We start from the raw sequence: 18439 nt of genomic DNA, 5'->3' as shown, positions 1-18439 counted from the left end.
GAAAGGAAACACCGTCATGGCGGCGACCGACCAGGACGAGTCGGTGGACCCCGCTGCGGTCAGGCGCCACCGGGTGCTGTTCCGCGCGATCGAGAAGCGACGCCACCCGAAGCTGCGCCGCAGCGACATCACCGTGACCGACGAGGCGGCGGTCAAACGCGCCACCAGGGCCGCCGCGCTCGGCAACGCGATGGAGTGGTACGACTTCGGCATCTACAGCTATCTCGCCTCGACCATCGGCAAGGTCTTCTTCCCTTCGGGGAACGACACCGCCCAGCTGCTCAGCTCGTTCGCGACCTTCGCGGTGGCCTTCCTGGTGCGTCCCGTCGGCGGCATGGTCTTCGGGCCGCTCGGCGACAAGGTCGGCCGCAAGGCCATCCTGTCCATCACCATGATCATGATGGCGGTGGGCACGTTCGCCATCGGCCTCATCCCCTCGCACACGGCCATCGGTCTCTGGGCCCCGGCCCTGTTGATCCTCTTCCGGCTGGTGCAGGGATTCTCGACCGGTGGGGAGTACGGAGGTGCGTCGACCTTCATCGCGGAGTACGCCCCCGACAAGCGGCGCGGCTTCTTCGGCAGCTTCCTGGAGATCGGCACGCTCGCGGGGTATGTCGCAGCCTCCGGCCTGGTCGTCACCCTGAGCAGCGTCCTCGGTGAGGACCAGATGCTGCACTGGGGCTGGCGCATCCCCTTCCTGGTCGCGGCACCGCTCGGCCTCATCGGCCTCTACCTGCGGCTCAAACTGGACGAGACGCCCGCCTTCCAGAAGCTGGAGGGCGGTCCCGTCAAGGCGAGTGAGGCCGCCGACACGGTGGAGACGTCGGCCGCCGCCGACCTCGGCGAGATTTTCACCCGCCACTGGCGGCCGCTGCTGCTGTGTCTCGCGCTGGTCGCGGCGTACAACATCACCGACTACATGCTGCTGTCGTACATGCCGACGTACCTGTCCGACGAACTGGGCTACGGGACCGACCACGGGCTGCTGATCCTGCTCGTCGTGATGGTCGTCCAGATGTGCGTCATCAACCAGGTCGGACGGCTGTCGGACCGGTACGGCCGCAAGCCGCTGCTGATGACGGGCATGCTCGGGTTCCTGCTCCTGTCCGTGCCGTCCTTCCTGCTCGTCCGGCAGGGCGACGTCCTCCTCATCACCCTCGGGCTGCTGCTGATGGGGCTCTCCCTGGTGGCGATGCTCGGCACGATGTCGGCGGCGCTCCCGGCGATCTTCCCCACCCACATCCGCTACGGCTCCCTCTCGGTCGCCTACAACCTCTCCACATCGGTCTTCGGCGGCACGACTCCGCTGGTGATCACCGCTCTGATCAGCGCCTTCGACACCAACCTCATGCCGGCCTACTACGCCACGGCCGCCGCGGTGGTCGGCGTCGTCGCCGTCCTGTGCATGAGGGAAACCGCCAACCGGCCGCTGGCCGGCTCCCCGCCCTCCGTCGAGACGGAGGAGGAGGCGGCCGAACTCGTCCAGGTCCAGTTCCCCGAGCCCAGGTTCTGATCAGTCCCGGCCGGCCGTTCCTCGGCACCGCACCGGTGCCGAGGAACCCCGCGGTGAACTCCGTCAGCCGTCCCCGCAGCTCCTCGCGGGGCAGTCCCCTGTCGCGGGCCAGGTGCTCGACGAGGCCGGCCCGCGTCGCGGCGAGCAGAACGGGAGCCGACACGAGGCGGCTGAGACAGGACGTACCCTGACCGCGCGATGAGGGAGGGCGCATGAGGGACGACACCTGCCCCGGTGCGGTACTGGTGGTCGACGACGACGCGGCGATCCGGCGGTCGCTCGAACGGGGCCTGCGGCTGAACGGCTTCGAGGTGCGGACCGCGGCCGACGGACCCGGAGCGCTCGCCGTGGTCGAGCAGGCGCCGCCGGACGTCGTCGTGCTCGACGTGTCGATGCCCGGCATGAGCGGCATCGAGGTGTGCACCCGGCTGCGCGACTCGGGCCGGGACCTGCCGGTGCTGATGCTCTCCGCCCTCGACGAGACCGCCGACCGTATCGCCGGACTCCAGGCGGGCGGCGACGACTACCTGGTCAAGCCGTTCGCCCTGCAGGAACTGGTGCTCCGGCTGCACGCGCTGCTGCGCCGCAGGCCGCCCGCCGACCGGACGGTGCTGCGGGTGGCGGGCCTGGTCGTCGATCCGGCGGCGCGCACCGCCGAGCGGGACGGCCGCCCGCTGGACCTGACCCGTCGAGAGTTCGAGCTCCTCGAGGTGCTGGCCCGCAACACGGGGCTCGTCATGACCCGCGACCAGCTCCTGGAACGCGTGTGGGGCTACGACTTCGACGTGCGCACCGACGCCGTCGACACCTTCGTCAGCTATCTGCGGCGCAAGCTCGAGGCGGACGGAGGCGCCCGGCTGATCCACACCGTGCGCGGAGTCGGCTTCGTGCTCAGGCAGGCCCGGGACACACCGTGAGACTCTCGACCCGCATCGGCATCGCCGTCGGCTGCACCGTCCCGCTGCTGGTCCTGGCCTCCGGCTGGCTACTCCTGCACCTGGTCGCACGTGACCTGCACCGCGCCGAGGACCAGCATCTGCGGCAGCGGGCCGCCGCCATCGCCCCGGACGCCCGGTCGCTGCTGCGGGCCTCGGAGAACGGCCGGCCCAGGGCCGCCGACACCAGGGAACGCAAGCTGTTCAGCGCGGCCCTCGACGTCGGCGTACGCGTCGTCGGACCGGGCGCCGACTTCAGCGGCGGCCCGCAGCCCGGCCCCAGCGTGGCCCTCCCGCCACGGACAACCGGCCCGGTCACCGTCCGCGACGGAGCCCGCAGCTGGCGGGCCCTGGCCCGGCCCGTCCGGGGCACCACCGGCGCCGGCACCCTGTGGGTCTTCTCGACCGACACTGCCGACCGCACCCAACTCCGGCTGGTGCGGCGCCGCGTGCTCCGCACCGCGCTCCTCGCCGCGCCCCTGTCCGGTCTGCTCGCCTGGGGGCTGGCCACCGGCGCGAGCACCCCGCTGCGTCGCCTCACCCGCCGCACCGCCGGTCTCGACCCACGCACCAGCAGCGCCCGCCCGGCCGACCGGCGCACCGGCGTGACCGAGGTGGACGAGCTGGCGGCCACCCTGCGGACCGTCCTGGCCCGCTACGACGAACAGGCCGCCCGCACCGCCGATGCCCTGGACACCGCCCGGTCGTTCTCCGCCGCCGCCGCGCACGAACTGCGGACCCCGCTGATGAGCATGGGCACCAACCTCGACATCCTCGCCGACCACCCGGGTCTGCCCGCACCCGACCGCGCCGAGATCCTCGCCGACCTGCGGCGCGAACACGCCCGGCTGTTCGGTCTGTTGGTGATGCTGCGCGAGCTGGGCCGCGGGGATCTGGTGGAGGCGGAGGCGTTCCGCCCGGTCGACCTCGCCGAAGTGGCGGACGCGGCCGTAGCCGAGGCCCGCCGCCGGGTCCCGGACGCCGAGATCACCCTGGACGCCGCTCCCGGGCTCACGGTGCACGCCTGGGAGCCGGGACTCAGGCTGCTGCTGGACAACCTGCTCGGCAACGCCCTGGCACACGGGCGGGACGCGACGGGGCGGCCGTGGGTCAGGGTGGGCGCGAGTGCGACCGCGGGCCGGGTCGTGGTCACCGTGGACGACCACGGGCCCGGCGTGCCGCCCGACGCCCGGGACCGGGTCTTCGAGCGGTTCCAGCGGGGCCCGGACAGCGCGGGCTCCGGGCTCGGGCTGACCCTCGTCGCCCAGCAGGCGGCGCTGCACCGGGGGAGTGTCACCGTGACGGACGGACCCGGCGGCGTCGGCGCCCGCTTCGCCGTACGACTGCCCTCAAGTGGCGGCGGGCTGCCGGCCCGGCGGGACTGGCTCATCGGCACAGCCGGGGCAAACCGGTCACAGAGTTTCCCCAAAGACGTTCCCTAGCCTCCCTCGCGACGGACGGACGACCTGGCCGTCCGCCGGAAGGGAACGGAGAGGCAGATGGACGTACGACGACGGACGCGCACGCTGCTCACGGGGCTCGCCGTGACGGCTGTCCTGGCGGGCACGGCGGGGGCGGCTTCCGCGGCCGACAGCACGCCCGCCGCGAAGCCGGCCGGTGACGGGGCTCGCGCCCTGTGCAAGCGGGTGCCGAAGATCGACCACCGGATCGAACGGGCCCTGAAGCGGCTCGACGCCGGAGCGGGAACGCGCGGGTCGGTGGCGCGGCTGCAGAAGCGGGTCGACAACGCGAAGAAGGCGGGCCACACCGAGATCGCCGGCTTCCTCCAGGACCGGCTGGACTTCCGCAAGTCGCTGCGGACCAACCTGGAGCAGCGTCAGAAGGATCTGGCGACCGTCAAGACGTGGTGTGCGGCGGACGGCAACGGGAAGGCGGCGAGCTGATGCGGGCCCGGCGCCGGGCCCTGACCCTGACGGCGGCCACCGCACTGGTGCTGGTGCTCGGCACGGGCTGCGCCCACCACGACAGCGCCTCGGGGAAGGCCACGCCCGACACCGCGCCCTCGCAACTGGCGCAGATGCAGAAAAAGGTGAACGACGCCGAGTCGGCGGCCGCCGCCGCCGACCGAGACGCCTCGAGCACCGCCGACCGCTGACACGGGAAGCACCGGGCACTGCCTCGCGCGGGGAGTACCAGGCACTGCCTCGCGCGGGGCGATCCGGGCGCTGACCGACGCGGGGACCGCAGAGCGCTGCCGGGGTGGGGACCTGCGGGGGCGGTGACCAGCAGGCGTGGTGATCTGCGAGTGTCGGCATGTGCGGAAGTGCCCAGCGGGTAGGGCCGCTCGGCGGTGGCCGCGCGGGGCGGCCGTCGGCTGTGCCTGCACGTCAGCCGTAGGTGCCCCGCAGGCCCCCACAGAGCGCCGTCCGCCCCGGCAGGGCTACGCCTGCGTGCCGTGCGCCCCCGCGCGCAGGCCGTCCATGACCAGGTCGAGGAGGCGGGTGGCGCGTGAGCGCCAGTCGTCGTGCGGGTCGAGTTGCCAGAGGCCCGCGATGGCGAGGAGGAAGTCGTCGGCGGTGACCCCGGGCCTGATGGTGCCGGCTTCCTCGTTGGCGCGGAGCAGGAGTTCCGCCGCGGCCGCCACCGGCGTGGGGGACGGCTTGCCGGGGCCTCCCGGTGCACTGGTGGCCTGCCGGATCGCCTCGGCCAGCCCGGCCTTGGTCATGGCGAACTCGGACAGCCGGTCCATCCAGGCACGCAGGGCCTCCTCGGGCGCCCGGGTCCGGAGCAGGTGGGCCGCGGCTTCGGCGACCTGCTGCATCTCGTGGCGGTAGATCTCCAGGACGAGCGATTCCCGGTTGGGGAAGTTCCGGTAGAAGGTGCCCTGTCCGACACCGGCCTTCTTGGCGATCGCACTGAGCGGGGCGTCCGCGCAGCGCGACAGTTCGGTGATCGCCACTTCCAGGATGCGCTCGCGGTTGCGCTGTGCGTCCGAGCGCCGGGGCGATTCCTTCTCCTGCGGCACTCGTCCTCCTCGGGGGGCTTGGCCGAACCTCGCCCTTGCTAAGCGGACAGCTGTCCGGTACGTTTTCCAGGTATCGGACAGCTGTCCGCTTATGTCCACCATAGCCGCGGACGCCGCCCCACGGCAGTCGCCGCCCACTGCGCCGCCCCGGCACCCCCGCGTTCGCTTCGCCGCCCACACCCCCCACCCGGCCCGGTACCCGAACCGTCCTGACCGTCCTGGAAACGCGAAAGAAGCAGCTCATGGCCTCATCGACGTCCAGTGTCATCACCTTGAAGATCAACGGCGAGAAGTACGCACTGCCCGTCGATCACCGCACCACCCTGCTCGACGCCCTGCGCGAGCGCCTCGATCTGACCGGCACGAAGAAGGGCTGTGACCAGGGACAATGCGGTGCCTGTACGGTCCTGTTGGACGGACGCCGGGCGGTCGCCTGTCTGCAGCTGGCCGTGGCGGCCGAGGGCCGTGAGATCACCACCATCGAAGGCGTGGCCGACGGTGAGACCCTGCACCCCGTGCAGCAGGCCTTCCTCGATCTGGACGGCTTCCAGTGCGGTTACTGCACGCCCGGACAGATCTGTTCGGCGATCGGGATGATCGAGGAACACGCGGCGGGCTGGCCCAGTGCCGTCACCGAGGACGTCCGCCCCGAAGCGGGACCACCACCCCTGACGGCCGGCGAGATCCGGGAGCGGATGAGCGGAAACCTGTGCCGCTGCGGCGCGTACGTCTCCATCGTCGAGGCGGTGGCCCGCGCGGCCGAAGCGGCGAGCGGTGCGGAGCGCACCGGCACGGTCGCGGCCCCGAAGGAGGCCGTGGCATGAGGGAGTTCGACTATCAGCGGGCGTCGGACGTCGCCGGCGCCGTGGCGCTGCTCGGCGCCGATCCGGACACCCGCTTCCTCGGCGGCGGCACCAACCTCGTCGACCTCATGAAGACCGGCGTCGAGCGCCCCACCCGGCTCATCGACATCCGCGAACTCCCGCTCGACGACATCGAGCCGACGTCACAGGGCGGTCTGCGCATCGGTGCCACCGTCACCAACGGCGACCTGGCCGCCCACCCCGAGGTCCGGCGCCGTTACCCGGCGCTCGCGCAGGCGGTGCTGGCCGGCGCGTCCGGGCAACTGCGCAACATGGCCACGGTCGGCGGGAACCTGCTGCAGCGCACCCGCTGCGGCTACTTCGCCGACGTCACCAAGGCGTGCAACAAGCGTGCCCCCGGCAGCGGTTGTCCCGCCATCGAGGGCGAGCACCACAACCACGCGATCCTGGGCGCGTCCGGTCACTGCGTCGCCGTACACCCCTCGGACATGGCCGTGGCCCTGACCGCCTGCGACGCCGTCGTCCACTTCGAAACGGCGGACGGCCCGGGGGAGTTGCCGCTGGCCGAGTTCTACCTGCCGGTCGGTGGGACCCCGCACCTCGAGACCGCCCTGCCGCCGGGCGCGCTGATCACCGGTGTCACCCTGCCGCCCGCCCCGGTCGCCGCCACCTCCCGCTACCGCAAGGTGCGCGAGCGCGCCTCGTACGCGTTCGCCATCGGCTCGGTCGCCGCCGCGCTCGACGTCCGTGACGGTGTGGTCCGCGACGCACGCCTGGCCTTCGGCGCCGTCGCCTCGCGTCCGTGGCGGGCCGTGGCCGCCGAACGTGTGCTGACCGGTGCGACGGCCGATGCCCGCACCTACGCCGCCGCGGCGGACGCCGAGCTGGCGGCGGCCCGGCCGCTGCCGCACAACGGATACAAGGTGGACCTCATGCGCAACCTCGTGGTGGCCGTCCTGTCCGAACTCGCCGAGGAGGGTGCGCGATGACCACCGTCACGACCGGAACCCACACCCACGCGCCCGCCGTCGGCACCGCCCACACGCGCGTGGAGGGCCGGGACAAGGTCACCGGAGCGGCGCGCTACGCGGGAGAGGTGCCCTTCGCCGACCTCGCGTACGGCTGGCTGGTGCTGTCCAGGGTCGCCCGTGGCCGTGTCCGTGCCCTCGACACCGAGCCCGTCCTCGCCATGCCCGGGGTCCTGGCCGTCCTGGACCACCGCAACGCCCCGCGCGTCGACACCGACTACACCGGCCTGATGGGCACGCGTCCGGACCCCACCTGCGCGGTCTTCCAGCACGACCGCGTGCCCCATCTCGGCTGGCCGGTGGCCCTGGTCGTGGCCGAGACGTCCGAGCAGGCCAGGGAGGCCGCCGAGGCTCTCGTGGTGCACTACGAACAGGAGCCCCACGACATCGACTTCACGGGCGAGCACCCGGACGCCCGTCCGGTGGACGGCCATATGCCCGCGGTGACCCAGAAGGGCGACCTCGACGCCGAACTGGCCGCCTCGGCCGTCGTCCTGGACGCCGAGTACACCACGCCCGAAGAGCACCACAACCCGATGGAGCCGCACGCGGCGACCGCGCGCTGGGACGGCGGCCGGCTCGAGGTGATCGACTCCAACCAGGGTGCCACCTGGGTCGTAGGCGAACTCGCGAACCTCTTCTCGCTGGACCCCGCCTCGGTGCGGGTACGCTCCGAACACGTCGGCGGCGGCTTCGGCAGCAAGGGTCCCCGCGCCCACCAGGTGGCCGCCGTGATGGCCGCGACCGTGCTGCAACGACCGGTGCGCGTCGTCCTGACCCGCCGTCAGATGTTCTCGCTGACCGGATACCGCAGCCCCACCGCCCAGCGCGTCAGGCTCGGTGCCGACGCCGACGGCCGGCTGCGCGCCCTGGAGCACCGTTCGGTCGGCCTCACCTCGACGGTGCACGAGTTCGTCGAACCGAGCGCCGGGGTGGCCCGGGTGATGTACGACGCCGACGCCCACCACACCGCCAACCTCGTCGTACCACTCGACGTGCCGACCCCGACATGGATGCGCGCGCCGGGCGAGGCACCGGGGTCGTTCGCGCTGGAGGCGGCGCTCGACGAACTCGCCGAGCGGTGCGGGATCGACCCGATCGAGCTGCGCCTGCGCAACGAACCCGACAAGGGCCCGGTGTCCGGCCTGCCCTTCGCCGGCCGCAATCTCGCCGTCTGCTTCCGGGAGGGCGCCCAGCGGTTCGGCTGGGCCGACCGGGACCCGCGCCCCGGGCTGCGCCGGGACGGCCGCTGGCTGCTCGGCACGGGCACGGCGGCGGCCTCCTTCCCCGCTGGTGCCGCACCGTCCACCGCGTCGGCGACCGCGCACCCGGACGGCACCTTCACCGTCCGGATCTCCGCGGCCGACATCGGCACCGGGGCCCGTACCGCACTCACCCTGGTGGCCGCGGACGCGCTCCAGGTGCCGCCGGAGCGTGTCCGGGTGCGCATCGGCGACAGCGACTTCGGCCCGGCGATGATCGCGGGCGGTTCCATGGGCACCCGCTCCTGGTCCTGGGCCGTCACGGCCGCGGCCCGCGAACTGCGCGAGCGGCTGGCCCTCGGTGCCGAGATCCCGGCCGAGGGCGTCACGGTTCGGTCCGACACCTCCGCGGCCATCGGTGCCCTCGCCCCGGCCGAACGGCACTCGTTCGGGGCGCAGTTCGCCGAGGTCGCCGTGGACACGGCCACCGGTGAGGTGCGGGTGCGGCGCATGCTCGGTGTCTTCGCGGCGGGCCGGATCGTCAACCCGCTCACCGCCCGCAACCAGCTCCGGGGCGGGATGATCTGGGGCATCTCCATGGCCCTGCACGAGGAGGCCGTACGGGACCGCGCCTCGGGCGGTCATGTCGGCGCCGACCTCGCGGGCTACCACGTGGCGACGCACGCCGACGTACCGCACATCGAGGCCGAGTGGATCGACGACACGGACCCGAACGACCCGGTGGGGATCAAGGGCATCGGTGAGATCGGCATCGTCGGCGCCGCGGCCGCCGTCGCCAACGCGGTCTGGCACGCGACCGGCGTACGCCACCGCAGCCTGCCCATCCGCCCCGACCGCGTGCTGTCGGTCGCCGCGGGGGCGCCGGATGCTTGACCTCGCCGACGAACTGCACCACTGGATGGAGGAGGGCCGGGAGTTCGCCGTGGCCACCGTGGTCGCCGTCGGCGGCAGTGCGCCACGCGGTCCCGGCGCGGCGCTCGCCGTCGACCGCGCGGGCACCGTCATCGGCTCGGTCTCCGGCGGCTGCGTCGAGGGGGCGGTGTACGACCTGTGCCTGGAGTCGCTCAGGACCGGACAGAGCGTGCTCGAACGGTTCGGTTACAGCGACGAGGACGCCTTCGCCGTGGGGCTGACCTGTGGCGGGACGATCGACGTGCTGATCACGCCCGTGGCCGGACGGTCCGGGACGGTCCTGGCGTCAGCGCTGTCGGCCGCCGCGCGCGGCGATGCGGCGGCCCTCGCCCGGGTCGCCCGCGGTCCGGCCGAACTCCTCGGCCGCGCCCTGCTGGTCCGGCCCGACGGCACCTGCGAGGGCGGCCTAGGCGGCCGTCCGGACCTGGACCGGACGGTGGCGGCCCAGGCCCTGGCCCTGCTGGAGGCAGGCCGCACCGGCACGGTGGACGTCCCGGCGAGCGAAGCGACTTGGGGGCTGCCCCGGGCGGAGTCCGGGGGCGGCTCCGACCGCCCCGGCGGTCTCACCCTGCTGGTCGAGTCGCACGTGCCGCCGCCGCGCATGGTCGTCTTCGGCGCCATCGACTTCGCGGCGGCGCTTGCGCGGGCGGGCAAGTTCCTCGGCTACCACGTGACCGTGTGCGACGCCCGGCCCGTCTTCGCCACCCGGGCCCGCTTCCCCGACGCCGACGAGGTCGTGGTCGACTGGCCGCACCGCTACCTGCGGCGCACCGGCACCGACGCCCGTACGGTCCTGTGCGTGCTCACCCACGACGCGAAGTTCGACGTGCCGCTGCTGAAGGAGGCCCTGCGCCGGCCCGCCGCGTTCGTGGGCGCGCTGGGCTCGCGCCGCACCCATGAGGACCGCAACCGGCGCCTGCGGGCGGAAGACGTGACCGAACGGGAACTGGCCCGGCTGCGCTCGCCGATCGGCCTCGATCTGGGCGCCCGTACCCCGGAGGAGACCGCCGTGTCGATCGTCGCGGAGATCGTCGCCGCCCGGCGGGGCGGCACGGGCGTTCCGCTGACCGATTCCGGGACGCCGATCCACCGCGCGGGAGTACACTATTCACCGAGCGATGAATTAATGCTGTCCTGAAGGGCAGGACCGTCATGGAACAGACCACCTGCTGTGTGGTGGGCGGCGGCCCCGCGGGCATGGTGCTCGCCCTGCTGCTGGCCCGGGCCGGCGTCGATGTGACGGTGCTGGAGAAGCACGGCGACTTCCTGCGCGACTTCCGCGGCGACACCGTCCACCCCTCCACCCTGGCGCTGCTGGACGACCTGGGCCTGGCCGAGCGTTTCGCCCGGTTGCCGCAGCGCCGCGTGCGCACCGTCCAACTGCCGGCCGGAGCCGGCCGGCCGGCGGTCACGGTCGCGGACCTCTCGGTGCTCCGGGGGCCCTACAACTACGTGGCGATGGTGCCCCAGTGGGACCTGCTGGACCTGCTCGCGGACGAGGCCCGGCGCGAGCCGTCCTTCCATCTGCGCATGAACACCGAGGCCACCGGCTTCGTGACCGAATCCGGACGGGTGACCGGAGTGCGCTACCGCACCTCCGACGGCCGTCCTGGCGAGTTGCGCGCCCTGCTCACCGTCGCCTGCGACGGCCGGGGATCGCTGGCCCGCTCCCGGCCGGAACTGGGACTGCGCCGCTTCACCTGCCCGATGGACGCCTGGTGGTTCCGGCTGCCGCGCCGGGAAGACGACCCGCAGGGACTCGTCGGTGCCGTAGGTGACCGCTTCCTGACCGCGATGATCGACCGCGGCGACTACTGGCAGTGCGCCGCCCTCATCCCCAAGGGTACGAACGCCCAGCGCCGCGCCGCCGGCCTCGACCGTTTCCTGGCCCAGTTCGCGGCCGCCGCTCCCTGGATGGCCGACCGGGTGCACGCCGTGCGCTCCTGGGACGAGGTCAAACTGCTCGACGTGCGCCTGGACCGGCTGCGCCGCTGGCACCGCCCCGGCCTGCTGTGCATCGGCGACGCCGCGCACGCGATGTCCCCGGTCTTCGGCATCGGCATCAACCTCGCGGTGCAGGACGCCGTGGCCGCCGCCCGCTGTCTCACCGAGCCGCTGCGCCGGGGAACCGTGGGCCTCGGCGACGTCCACCGTGTGCAGCGCCGCCGCCGTCCCACCGCGGTCGCCACCCAGGCCCTCCAGCGGACGGCCCACGCCCGCTTCATCGCCCCCGTCCTGCAGGGCCGGCCGCCCCTCGGGAGCGCGGACCGGGCCCGTCGCATGGCACGCCTGCTCGCGGAGTCACGCTGGGTCCGCCGGGTGCCCGCGTACTTCGTCGCCTACGGCGCCCTCCGGGAACGCCCGCCCGCGGCGGCCGTCCGCTAGCGGAGGCGCCACGATCCTCCGGCCTCCGGGTCACCGGAGGATACGAACCGAGCCGCTTCGGTGCCCGGTGGACCTGGGGCGCGCGTGCGCCGCGCCCGTCCCGCCGAGGCCCGTGTCATAATTGCCTTGACAAGAGTTGTCGTGACAACGATGCTGGATGTGTGAGTAAGCCAAGCGGACTCCACGACCACCTCGGCTACTGGCTCCGTCGGCTGTCCGACGAGGTCCACAGCCGGTTCGAGGCCGAACTCGCCCGGCATGACGTCACCGTCTCCCAGTGGGGGGTGATGGTCAGCGTGTTCCACGGGCACGACACCACCAAGGCCGTGGCCGCACACATGGACATCGATCCGGGAGCCGTCTCCCGGCTGGTCGACCGCCTCGCGGCCAAGGGGATCGTCCGCCGCGAACCCGACCCGGTCTCCCGGCGCACGGTCCGGCTCGTACTGACCGACCGGGGCCATGCCCTCGTACCGGAACTCGCCGAGCTGGCCGACCGCAACGACGCCCACTACTTCGGCTCCCTCGACGCAGGCCGGCGCCGGCAGCTGGAGGCATGGATCCGGCGTCTGGTGGGCGAGGCCCACCCCTCGGCACCGCCCGACACACCCTGAAAGAAGCGCACCATGAGCATCAGCCCCTCCGTCACCAAGACCATCGGCATCGAACGCCCCTCGGAGCAGGTCTTCGCCTTCCTCGCCGACCCCGCGAACTGGCCCCGGTGGGCCGTGGTGAACGTCCGGTCCATCGAACCCACCGACGACCCCGACTGGTGGCGCATGTCCACCCCGCTGGGCCCGGCAAGGCTGCGCCTGCACGCCGACGCCGCGTACGGCATCCTCGATCACGACTACGTCGACGACACCGCCTCCTGGCGGGTACCGGCCCGCGTGGTCCCCAACGGCGACGGCGCCGAGTTCATGATCACCTTCCATCGGCCGCCGTCGCTCACCGACGCCGACTTCAAGGCGCAGACCGACCTGGTCGACACCGAACTGGCCGCCCTCAAGAAGGTCCTCGAGACCGGCGGCCAGGACGACGTCACAGCATGACGTGCTTGACCTGCGTGTAGTCCAGCAGACCGGTGAGGGAGAGGTCGCTGCCGTACCCCGAGTGGCGTACACCGCCGTGCGGCATCTCCGAGACCGTCGTGCCGTGCGTGTTGACCCAGACGATGCCGGTGTGCAGCGCCCGGCTCGCGCGCATGGCCCGGTCGTGGTCGCGGGTCCAGACGCTCGCGGCCAGCCCCTGGGGAACCGCGTTCGCCATCCGCAACGCCTCGGCCTCGTCGGCGAAGGGCTGGACGGTGACGACCGGCCCGAACACCTCGCTCTGGACGATCTCGTCCTCCTGCCGGGCCCCGGCCACCACCGTGGCCTGATGGAAGTAGCCGGGGCGAGCCAGGGTCGTGCCACCGGTGACGATGTCCGCGTGCGCCGGCAGCCGCTCCAGCAGGCCCTGCACGGAGGCCAGTTGGGCGGCGTTGGCCAGCGGGCCGAAGCCGGCCCCCTCGTCGTCGGGAGGGCCGGGCACGCGCTGTGCGGCCCGCCGGGCGAACGCGTCCAGGAAGGCGTCGTACCTGCGCTGATGGACCAGGATCCTGGTGGCCGCCGTACAGTCCTGGCCCGCGTTGTAGAAGGACAGGTACGACAACTGCTCGACCGCCGCATCGAGATCGGCGTCCTCGTGGATCAGCACCGGTGCGTTGCCGCCGAGTTCGAGGTGCAGCCGCTTGAGGCCGGCCGCCGCGGCGGCCGCGATCTCCTGTCCGGCGCGCACGCTCCCGGTGACGGCGACCAGCCGGACGTCCGGGTGGGCGACGAGCGCACGCCCGGTGTCACGGTCGCCGCACACGACGTTGAGCACACCGGGCGGCAGGTGCTCGGCGGCCATCCGGGCGAGGAGCACGGCCGAGGAGGGCGTGGTGTCGGACGGTTTCAGGACGACCGTGTTCCCGGCGGCCAGCGCGGGGGCGACCTTCCAGACGGCCATCATCAGCGGGTAGTTCCACGGCGTGATCTGGGCGCAGACACCGACGGGCTCGCGGCGCAGGACCGACGTGCGCCCCGGTGTGTACTCGGCCGCCGCGGCGCCCGGCAGGTTCCGCGCGGCTCCCACGAAGTACCGCAACACGTCCACGATCGCGGGCAGTTCGTCCGCCAGGAACAGGGCCCGCGGCTTGCCCGTGTCGGCCACCTCGGCGCTCGCCACGGCAGCCGCCTCCCGTTCCAGGGCGTCGGCGATGCCCAGCACGGCGGCCTGCCGCTGCGCCGGAGTCGTGGCCGACCAGCCGGGAAAGGCCTCCCGCGCCGCCCGGCAGGCCGCGTCCACGTCCTCGGGTCCGCAGAGCGGGGCCGTACCGTGCGGGAGCGCGGTGGCCGGGTCGACCAAGGACAGCGTGGCCCCGCCGGCGGCGGCCACGTCCTTGCCGCCGATGTGGTTGAGGCGGTCGGTGTCAGCCACGGCGCAGTGCCTCCTCGGCGGCGGCGCGGCCGGTGCGGACGGCGCCCTCCATGTATCCGGCGACCCACTGGTCCGAGCCGCAGACGTAGAACGGTGGTTCGTGGGTGCCGTGCAGCGGGCCGACCGCCGTCACCTCGCCCGGCGGCCACTGCGTCACATATCCCTGGGTCCACGGGTCGGTTCCCCACAGCCGCAGATGACTGGCGGCCGGCCGCAGCGCCTCGTCACCGAACATGACGGCCATCTCGCCGAGCAGCTCGGGGACGCGCAGCTGGGGCGGGGTGCCCAGCAGGACGCCGTAGCGCTCGGGCGGCACCAGCGCCGACAGCACGCCCTCGTTCTGTGGCCAGGTACTGCCCAACACCCCTTCGGCCTCGGACAGTCCGCTCAGGCCGTCGGCGCGCCAGAAGGGACGCTCGTACACCGCGGCGAACTTGGCGGCCGTCGCCTGTCGTTGCCGGTGCAGCGAGGCCAGGCGGGCATCGCTCACACCGGTGACGGCGACCGCCCGCAGCGGACCCACAGGCAGGGCGCTCACCACGGCCGTCGCGGTGAGCACCTCGCCGGTGACCAGGCGCACGGCGCAGCGGCCGGGGCGTACGTCCAGCGCGGCGACGGGCGAGCCGAGGCGGATGCGCGGGCCCAGCTCGCGGCCCATCACCTCGGCGAGCGTGGCCGACCCTGCGGCCAGCCGCAGCCCCTCCCAGTCGTCGTAGTCGTAGTCGCCCGCACCGGGGACCGCCGCGCTCTTGCGGAGCGCGGCCAGGAGCGAGATCCGCTCGTACGATCCGCCCGCCAGGGCCAGTTGGCCGATGTCCCACAGCCGTACCACCGCGGGACCGGCGTGGCGGGAGCGCAGCCACTCGGCCACGGACAGCCGGTCCAGGGCGGCCGCTTCCGGGTGCGACCAGGGATCGCCGGGGTCGACCGTGGCGGCGAGTTCGCCGAACTCCTTGCTCAGCTGCTCGTGCCGCGCCATGTCACCGGGGCCGAACCAGTGCGGCGGATCGCCCGCCGAGAGACCCTCGGGTGTGGAACGGGTCATACGGCCGGGTTCGGCGACATAGCTGGGGACCAGCTCCAGGCCGAGTTCCCCGGCCAGTCGCAGGTACGCGGTGTGGGCACGGCCGACCACCTCGCCGCCCAGCTGGACGGTGCGGCCGTCGGGGGTGCGGGTCTGCTCGACCCGGCCCCCGACCCGGTCCCGGGCCTCCAGGACGAGCACGTCGGTGCCGGCGGCCGCCAGATCCCGGGCGGCGGCGAGCCCGGCCAGCCCGGCGCCGAGCACGATCACGTCGTGATGCATCGCATTCGCTTTCTCCAGGGGTGGGCTCAGGCCAGGACCAGGCAGTGCTCGGGCCGCCAGCCGAACTCCACCGTCTCGCCGCCGCTCCAGCGGTCCTCCATGCGCGCGCGGGACGTGTTCTGCTCCAGCACCGACAGCGTGACGCCCGGGGCGAGTTCGATCAGGTAGGTGGTGGTCGGACCGCTGTAGACGGTCTCGCGGATCACACCGCTCAGCATCGACATGCCCGGCTCGAAGTCCGACAGCCAGATCTTCTCCGGGCGCACGGAGACGCTGACGGCGGTGCCGTCCGCGATACCGGACCGTGCGCCGACCGGCAGGGCCGGGCCGCCGTCCAGGGCGACCTCGCCGCCCCGGTAGGTGCCGCTCATCAGGTTCGAGGTGCCCATGAAGGACGCCACGAACCGGCTGGCGGGATGCTCGTAGACGTCCTCGGGGGTGCCGCACTGCTCGATGCGCCCCTCGTGCATCACGGCGATCCGGTCCGACATCGTCAGCGCCTCGTCCTGGTCATGGGTGACGAAGACGAACGTGATGCCCACCTCGCGCTGGATCTGCTTCAGCTCCACCTGCATCTGCCGGCGCAGCTTCAGGTCCAGCGCGGCCAGCGGCTCGTCCAGGAGCAGCACGGCCGGACGGTTGACCAGCGCCCGGGCGAGCGCGACGCGCTGGCGCTGACCGCCGGAGAGGGTACGGGGCTTGCGGTCGGCGAGGCCGGCGAGCTGGACCAGCTCCAGCATCTCGCCGACACGCCGCCGGATCTCGGCCCTGGCGACGCCGTTGCGCTTGAGGCCGAAGCCGACGTTGTCGGCGACGCCCAGGTGGTCGAAGAGCGCGTAGCTCTGGAAGACGGTGTTGACGTTGCGCTTGTTGGGCGGGAGCGCGGTCACGTCCTCACCGGCCAGCAGCACCGCACCCTCGGTGGGATCGCTGAACCCGCCGATCATGCGCAGCGAGGTCGTCTTGCCGCAGCCGGAGGGCCCCAGCAGGGAGAAGAAGTGGCCGGCCTCGATGTCGAGGTCGAGACGGTGGACGGCGTAGGAGTCCCCGAACCGCTTGGAGACGCCGTCGAGCCGGACGGCGGGGGTCGCGTCCATGGATCACTCTCCGGAGAGGATGTCGAGGCCACCGCGGCGGCCGAAGAGGCGCGGGATGAACAGGGCCAGCGCGATGAGGGCGATGGACGCCGCGAGCATCAGCGTGCCGACGGCGTTGATGGTGGGCTGCAGCCCGAAGCGGATCGCCGAGTAGATCCGCACCGACAGCGGCTGGGGGTCGACGCCGGTGGTGAAGTAGGCGAGGACGAAGTCGTCGAAGACGAGCGCGAAGATGAGCACGGCCGAGGCGAGTACGGCGGGCAGCAGGGCCGGCAGGGTGACCAGGCGGACCGCCTGCCAGCGGGTGGCGCCCAGGTCCAGCGCGGCCTCCTCCACCTCGGGGTTCAGCGCCGCGACCCGGGAGCGGAGGATGACGGTGACGTAGGAGATGGAGAAGGTGATCTCCGAGAGCATCACCGTGCCCGTCGACAGGGCCACGCCCAGACCCTTGAACAGCAGCATCGAGGCCACGCCGGTGACGATCTCCGGCGTGATCAGCGGCACCAGCATGATCAGGCCGGCCAGCGAACCGAGCCGGGTACGGCAGCGCACCAGGCCGAGCGCCAGCGCCCCGCCGAGCACGACCGAACCGGCCGTCGCCACCAGGGAGATGCGCAGACTGGTCCCCAGCGAGGCGATCAGCACGTCGTCGTGGACGAAGGCGCGGTACCAGCGCAGACTGAAGCCGCCGAACACGGTCAGGGACTTCTTGGAGTTGAACGAGAACAGGGCCACCACGGCGATGGGCAGGTAGAGCACGGCGAAGAACAGCCCGGTGACGGCGATCAGGATCCGTGGCCTCCGGTCGGCGCGCCCGCGCCGGGCGCGGGCCCGGCCGGTGGCGCGGGCGGGTGCGGCGGCGGAGGGCAGACGCAGCAGGGTCATCGCCGGGCCTCCGCCTCGTCCTTGCGGGTGCGCCGCAGATACCCGAACATCCCGATCAGCAGCACCAGCATCAGCAGCATGGTGAGCGCGGAGCCCAGCGGCCAGTTCTGGCCCTGGAAGAACTTGTCCTGAATGAGGTTGCCGATCATGATCTGGTCCGGTCCTCCCATGAGCTGTGCGCTGACGAAGTCGCCCATGGCGGGCAGGAAGACCAGGACGAGCCCGGCCGCCGCGCCCTGCCGGGTGGCGGGCAGGGTGACGAAGAAGAAGGTGCGGACGGGGCCGCCGTACAGGTCGCGGCCGGCCTCGATGAGGGAGACGTCCAGGCGTTCCAGGGCCGCGTACAGCGGGATGATCATGAAGACGACGAAGCCGTAGACGAGCCCGGCGACCACGCCCACGCCGGTGTTGAGGATCTTCGTGTTCCCGTCGGCCAGCCCGACGGCACGCAGGGCGCGCAGCACCGGTCCGTCGTCGGAGAGGACCACCGACCAGCCGTACATGCGGACCAGGTAGTTGGCGAAGAACGGCACCACGATCGCGGCGATCAGCGCGTGTTTGCAGCGTCCGCCGTGCAGGGCGATGGTGTATGCCACCGGGTAGGCGATCAGCAGACAGATCGCGCAGGTCAGCAGGGCGTAGCCGAGCGAGCGGGCCAGGACCTCGGTGTAGGCCGGGTCGGCGAGGGCGCGGACACCGGACAGGTCGAAGCCGAAGCGCGGGTTGCCGAGGTCGTCGGTGGTGCCGACCGCGAGGACGGCGACGAGCGTCAGCGAGGCGATCAGGAACCCGGTCATCCACAGGGTGCCCGGCAGCATGAACCAGGTCCAGATGCGGGTGCCGGTGGCGCCTGGGCCCCGGCGGCGGGGGAGAAGTGCCATG

18 protein-coding genes are annotated in these 18439 nt (G+C 72.7%); 12 read left to right on the top strand and 6 right to left on the bottom strand.

Translation table 11 applies throughout. The features are described from left to right. Positions 1–16 precede the first annotated feature (16 nt). The 5 genes from proP (at position 17) to ACZ7HQ_RS11945 (ending at position 4564) form a co-directional block, all read left to right on the top strand. On the top strand, positions 17–1513 hold the full coding sequence (gene proP / locus ACZ7HQ_RS11965) for a glycine betaine/L-proline transporter ProP (RefSeq protein ID WP_470987507.1): 1497 nt from the start codon (positions 17–19) through the stop codon (positions 1511–1513). 212 nt (positions 1514–1725) lie between these two features. After that, on the top strand, positions 1726–2430 hold the full coding sequence (locus ACZ7HQ_RS11960) for a response regulator transcription factor (RefSeq protein ID WP_470987505.1): 705 nt from the start codon (positions 1726–1728) through the stop codon (positions 2428–2430). Next, positions 2427–3890 (top strand): ATP-binding protein, encoded by a 1464-nt coding sequence (locus ACZ7HQ_RS11955; RefSeq protein ID WP_470987503.1) that lies wholly within the window; start codon positions 2427–2429, stop codon positions 3888–3890. Before ACZ7HQ_RS11960 ends, ACZ7HQ_RS11955 begins: the two co-directional genes overlap by 4 nt. Positions 3891–3947: 57 nt before the next feature. After that, entirely contained in the window at positions 3948–4352 is a 405-nt protein-coding gene (locus ACZ7HQ_RS11950) for a hypothetical protein (RefSeq protein WP_470987501.1), read from the top strand. After that, entirely contained in the window at positions 4352–4564 is a 213-nt protein-coding gene (locus tag ACZ7HQ_RS11945; protein ID WP_470987499.1) for a hypothetical protein, read from the top strand. Before ACZ7HQ_RS11950 ends, ACZ7HQ_RS11945 begins: the two co-directional genes overlap by 1 nt. A gap of 285 nt (positions 4565–4849) precedes the next feature. On the opposite strand, the gene ACZ7HQ_RS11940 is transcribed toward ACZ7HQ_RS11945, so the two are convergent. Further along, entirely contained in the window at positions 4850–5434 is a 585-nt protein-coding gene (locus ACZ7HQ_RS11940; protein ID WP_470987497.1) for a TetR/AcrR family transcriptional regulator, read from the bottom strand. Between the two features lie 242 nt (positions 5435–5676). Here ACZ7HQ_RS11940 and ACZ7HQ_RS11935 point away from each other — a divergent pair, with 242 nt between their 5' ends. The 7 genes from ACZ7HQ_RS11935 (at position 5677) to ACZ7HQ_RS11905 (ending at position 12858) form a co-directional block, all read left to right on the top strand. Next, positions 5677–6258 carry a (2Fe-2S)-binding protein gene (locus ACZ7HQ_RS11935; RefSeq protein ID WP_470987495.1) on the top strand — a complete coding sequence of 194 codons (582 nt, stop codon included), beginning with the start codon at positions 5677–5679 and terminating at the stop codon, positions 6256–6258. Beyond that, positions 6255–7247 (top strand): FAD binding domain-containing protein, encoded by a 993-nt coding sequence (locus ACZ7HQ_RS11930; RefSeq protein WP_470987494.1) that lies wholly within the window; start codon positions 6255–6257, stop codon positions 7245–7247. Before ACZ7HQ_RS11935 ends, ACZ7HQ_RS11930 begins: the two co-directional genes overlap by 4 nt. Then, entirely contained in the window at positions 7244–9382 is a 2139-nt protein-coding gene (locus tag ACZ7HQ_RS11925; RefSeq protein WP_470987493.1) for a xanthine dehydrogenase family protein molybdopterin-binding subunit, read from the top strand. Before ACZ7HQ_RS11930 ends, ACZ7HQ_RS11925 begins: the two co-directional genes overlap by 4 nt. Further along, positions 9375–10559, top strand: coding sequence for an XdhC family protein (locus ACZ7HQ_RS11920; RefSeq protein WP_470987492.1), 1185 nt, complete (start codon positions 9375–9377; stop codon positions 10557–10559). The genes ACZ7HQ_RS11925 and ACZ7HQ_RS11920 overlap by 8 nt, the downstream gene beginning before the upstream one ends. A 14-nt stretch (positions 10560–10573) precedes the next feature. Next, positions 10574–11806 carry an FAD-dependent oxidoreductase gene (locus ACZ7HQ_RS11915; protein WP_470987491.1) on the top strand — a complete coding sequence of 411 codons (1233 nt, stop codon included), beginning with the start codon at positions 10574–10576 and terminating at the stop codon, positions 11804–11806. Between the two features lie 161 nt (positions 11807–11967). After that, a complete protein-coding gene (locus tag ACZ7HQ_RS11910; protein ID WP_470987490.1) occupies positions 11968–12420 on the top strand; it encodes a MarR family winged helix-turn-helix transcriptional regulator in 453 nt (150 codons plus the stop codon). Between the two features lie 12 nt (positions 12421–12432). Continuing rightward, on the top strand, positions 12433–12858 hold the full coding sequence (locus ACZ7HQ_RS11905; RefSeq protein ID WP_470987489.1) for an SRPBCC family protein: 426 nt from the start codon (positions 12433–12435) through the stop codon (positions 12856–12858). Here the strand turns inward: ACZ7HQ_RS11905 and ACZ7HQ_RS11900 are convergent. From ACZ7HQ_RS11900 to ACZ7HQ_RS11880, 5 genes are read right to left on the bottom strand one after another with little or no spacing between them, the layout of a single operon-like run. Continuing rightward, positions 12848–14269: an aminobutyraldehyde dehydrogenase gene (locus tag ACZ7HQ_RS11900; RefSeq protein ID WP_470987488.1), complete on the bottom strand. Its 1422-nt coding sequence runs from the start codon at positions 14267–14269 to the stop codon at positions 12848–12850. The genes ACZ7HQ_RS11905 and ACZ7HQ_RS11900 overlap by 11 nt on opposite strands. Next, entirely contained in the window at positions 14262–15575 is a 1314-nt protein-coding gene (locus ACZ7HQ_RS11895; protein ID WP_470987487.1) for a flavin monoamine oxidase family protein, read from the bottom strand. The genes ACZ7HQ_RS11900 and ACZ7HQ_RS11895 overlap by 8 nt, the downstream gene beginning before the upstream one ends. Before the next feature lie 26 nt (positions 15576–15601). Next, positions 15602–16672 carry an ABC transporter ATP-binding protein gene (locus tag ACZ7HQ_RS11890; RefSeq protein WP_470987484.1) on the bottom strand — a complete coding sequence of 357 codons (1071 nt, stop codon included), beginning with the start codon at positions 16670–16672 and terminating at the stop codon, positions 15602–15604. 3 nt (positions 16673–16675) lie between these two features. Further along, the gene (locus tag ACZ7HQ_RS11885; RefSeq protein WP_470987481.1) at positions 16676–17557 is read right to left on the bottom strand and encodes an ABC transporter permease; all 882 of its coding nucleotides are present in this window, start codon (positions 17555–17557) and stop codon (positions 16676–16678) included. Then, entirely contained in the window at positions 17554–18438 is an 885-nt protein-coding gene (locus ACZ7HQ_RS11880) for an ABC transporter permease (protein ID WP_470987479.1), read from the bottom strand. The genes ACZ7HQ_RS11885 and ACZ7HQ_RS11880 overlap by 4 nt, the downstream gene beginning before the upstream one ends. Position 18439 lies beyond the last annotated feature (1 nt).

This window comes from Streptomyces sp. NPDC037290, from assembly GCF_055603245.1.
The sequence above is the reverse complement of the archived record's forward strand: the minus strand, read 5'-3'. Positions and strand labels throughout refer to the sequence as shown.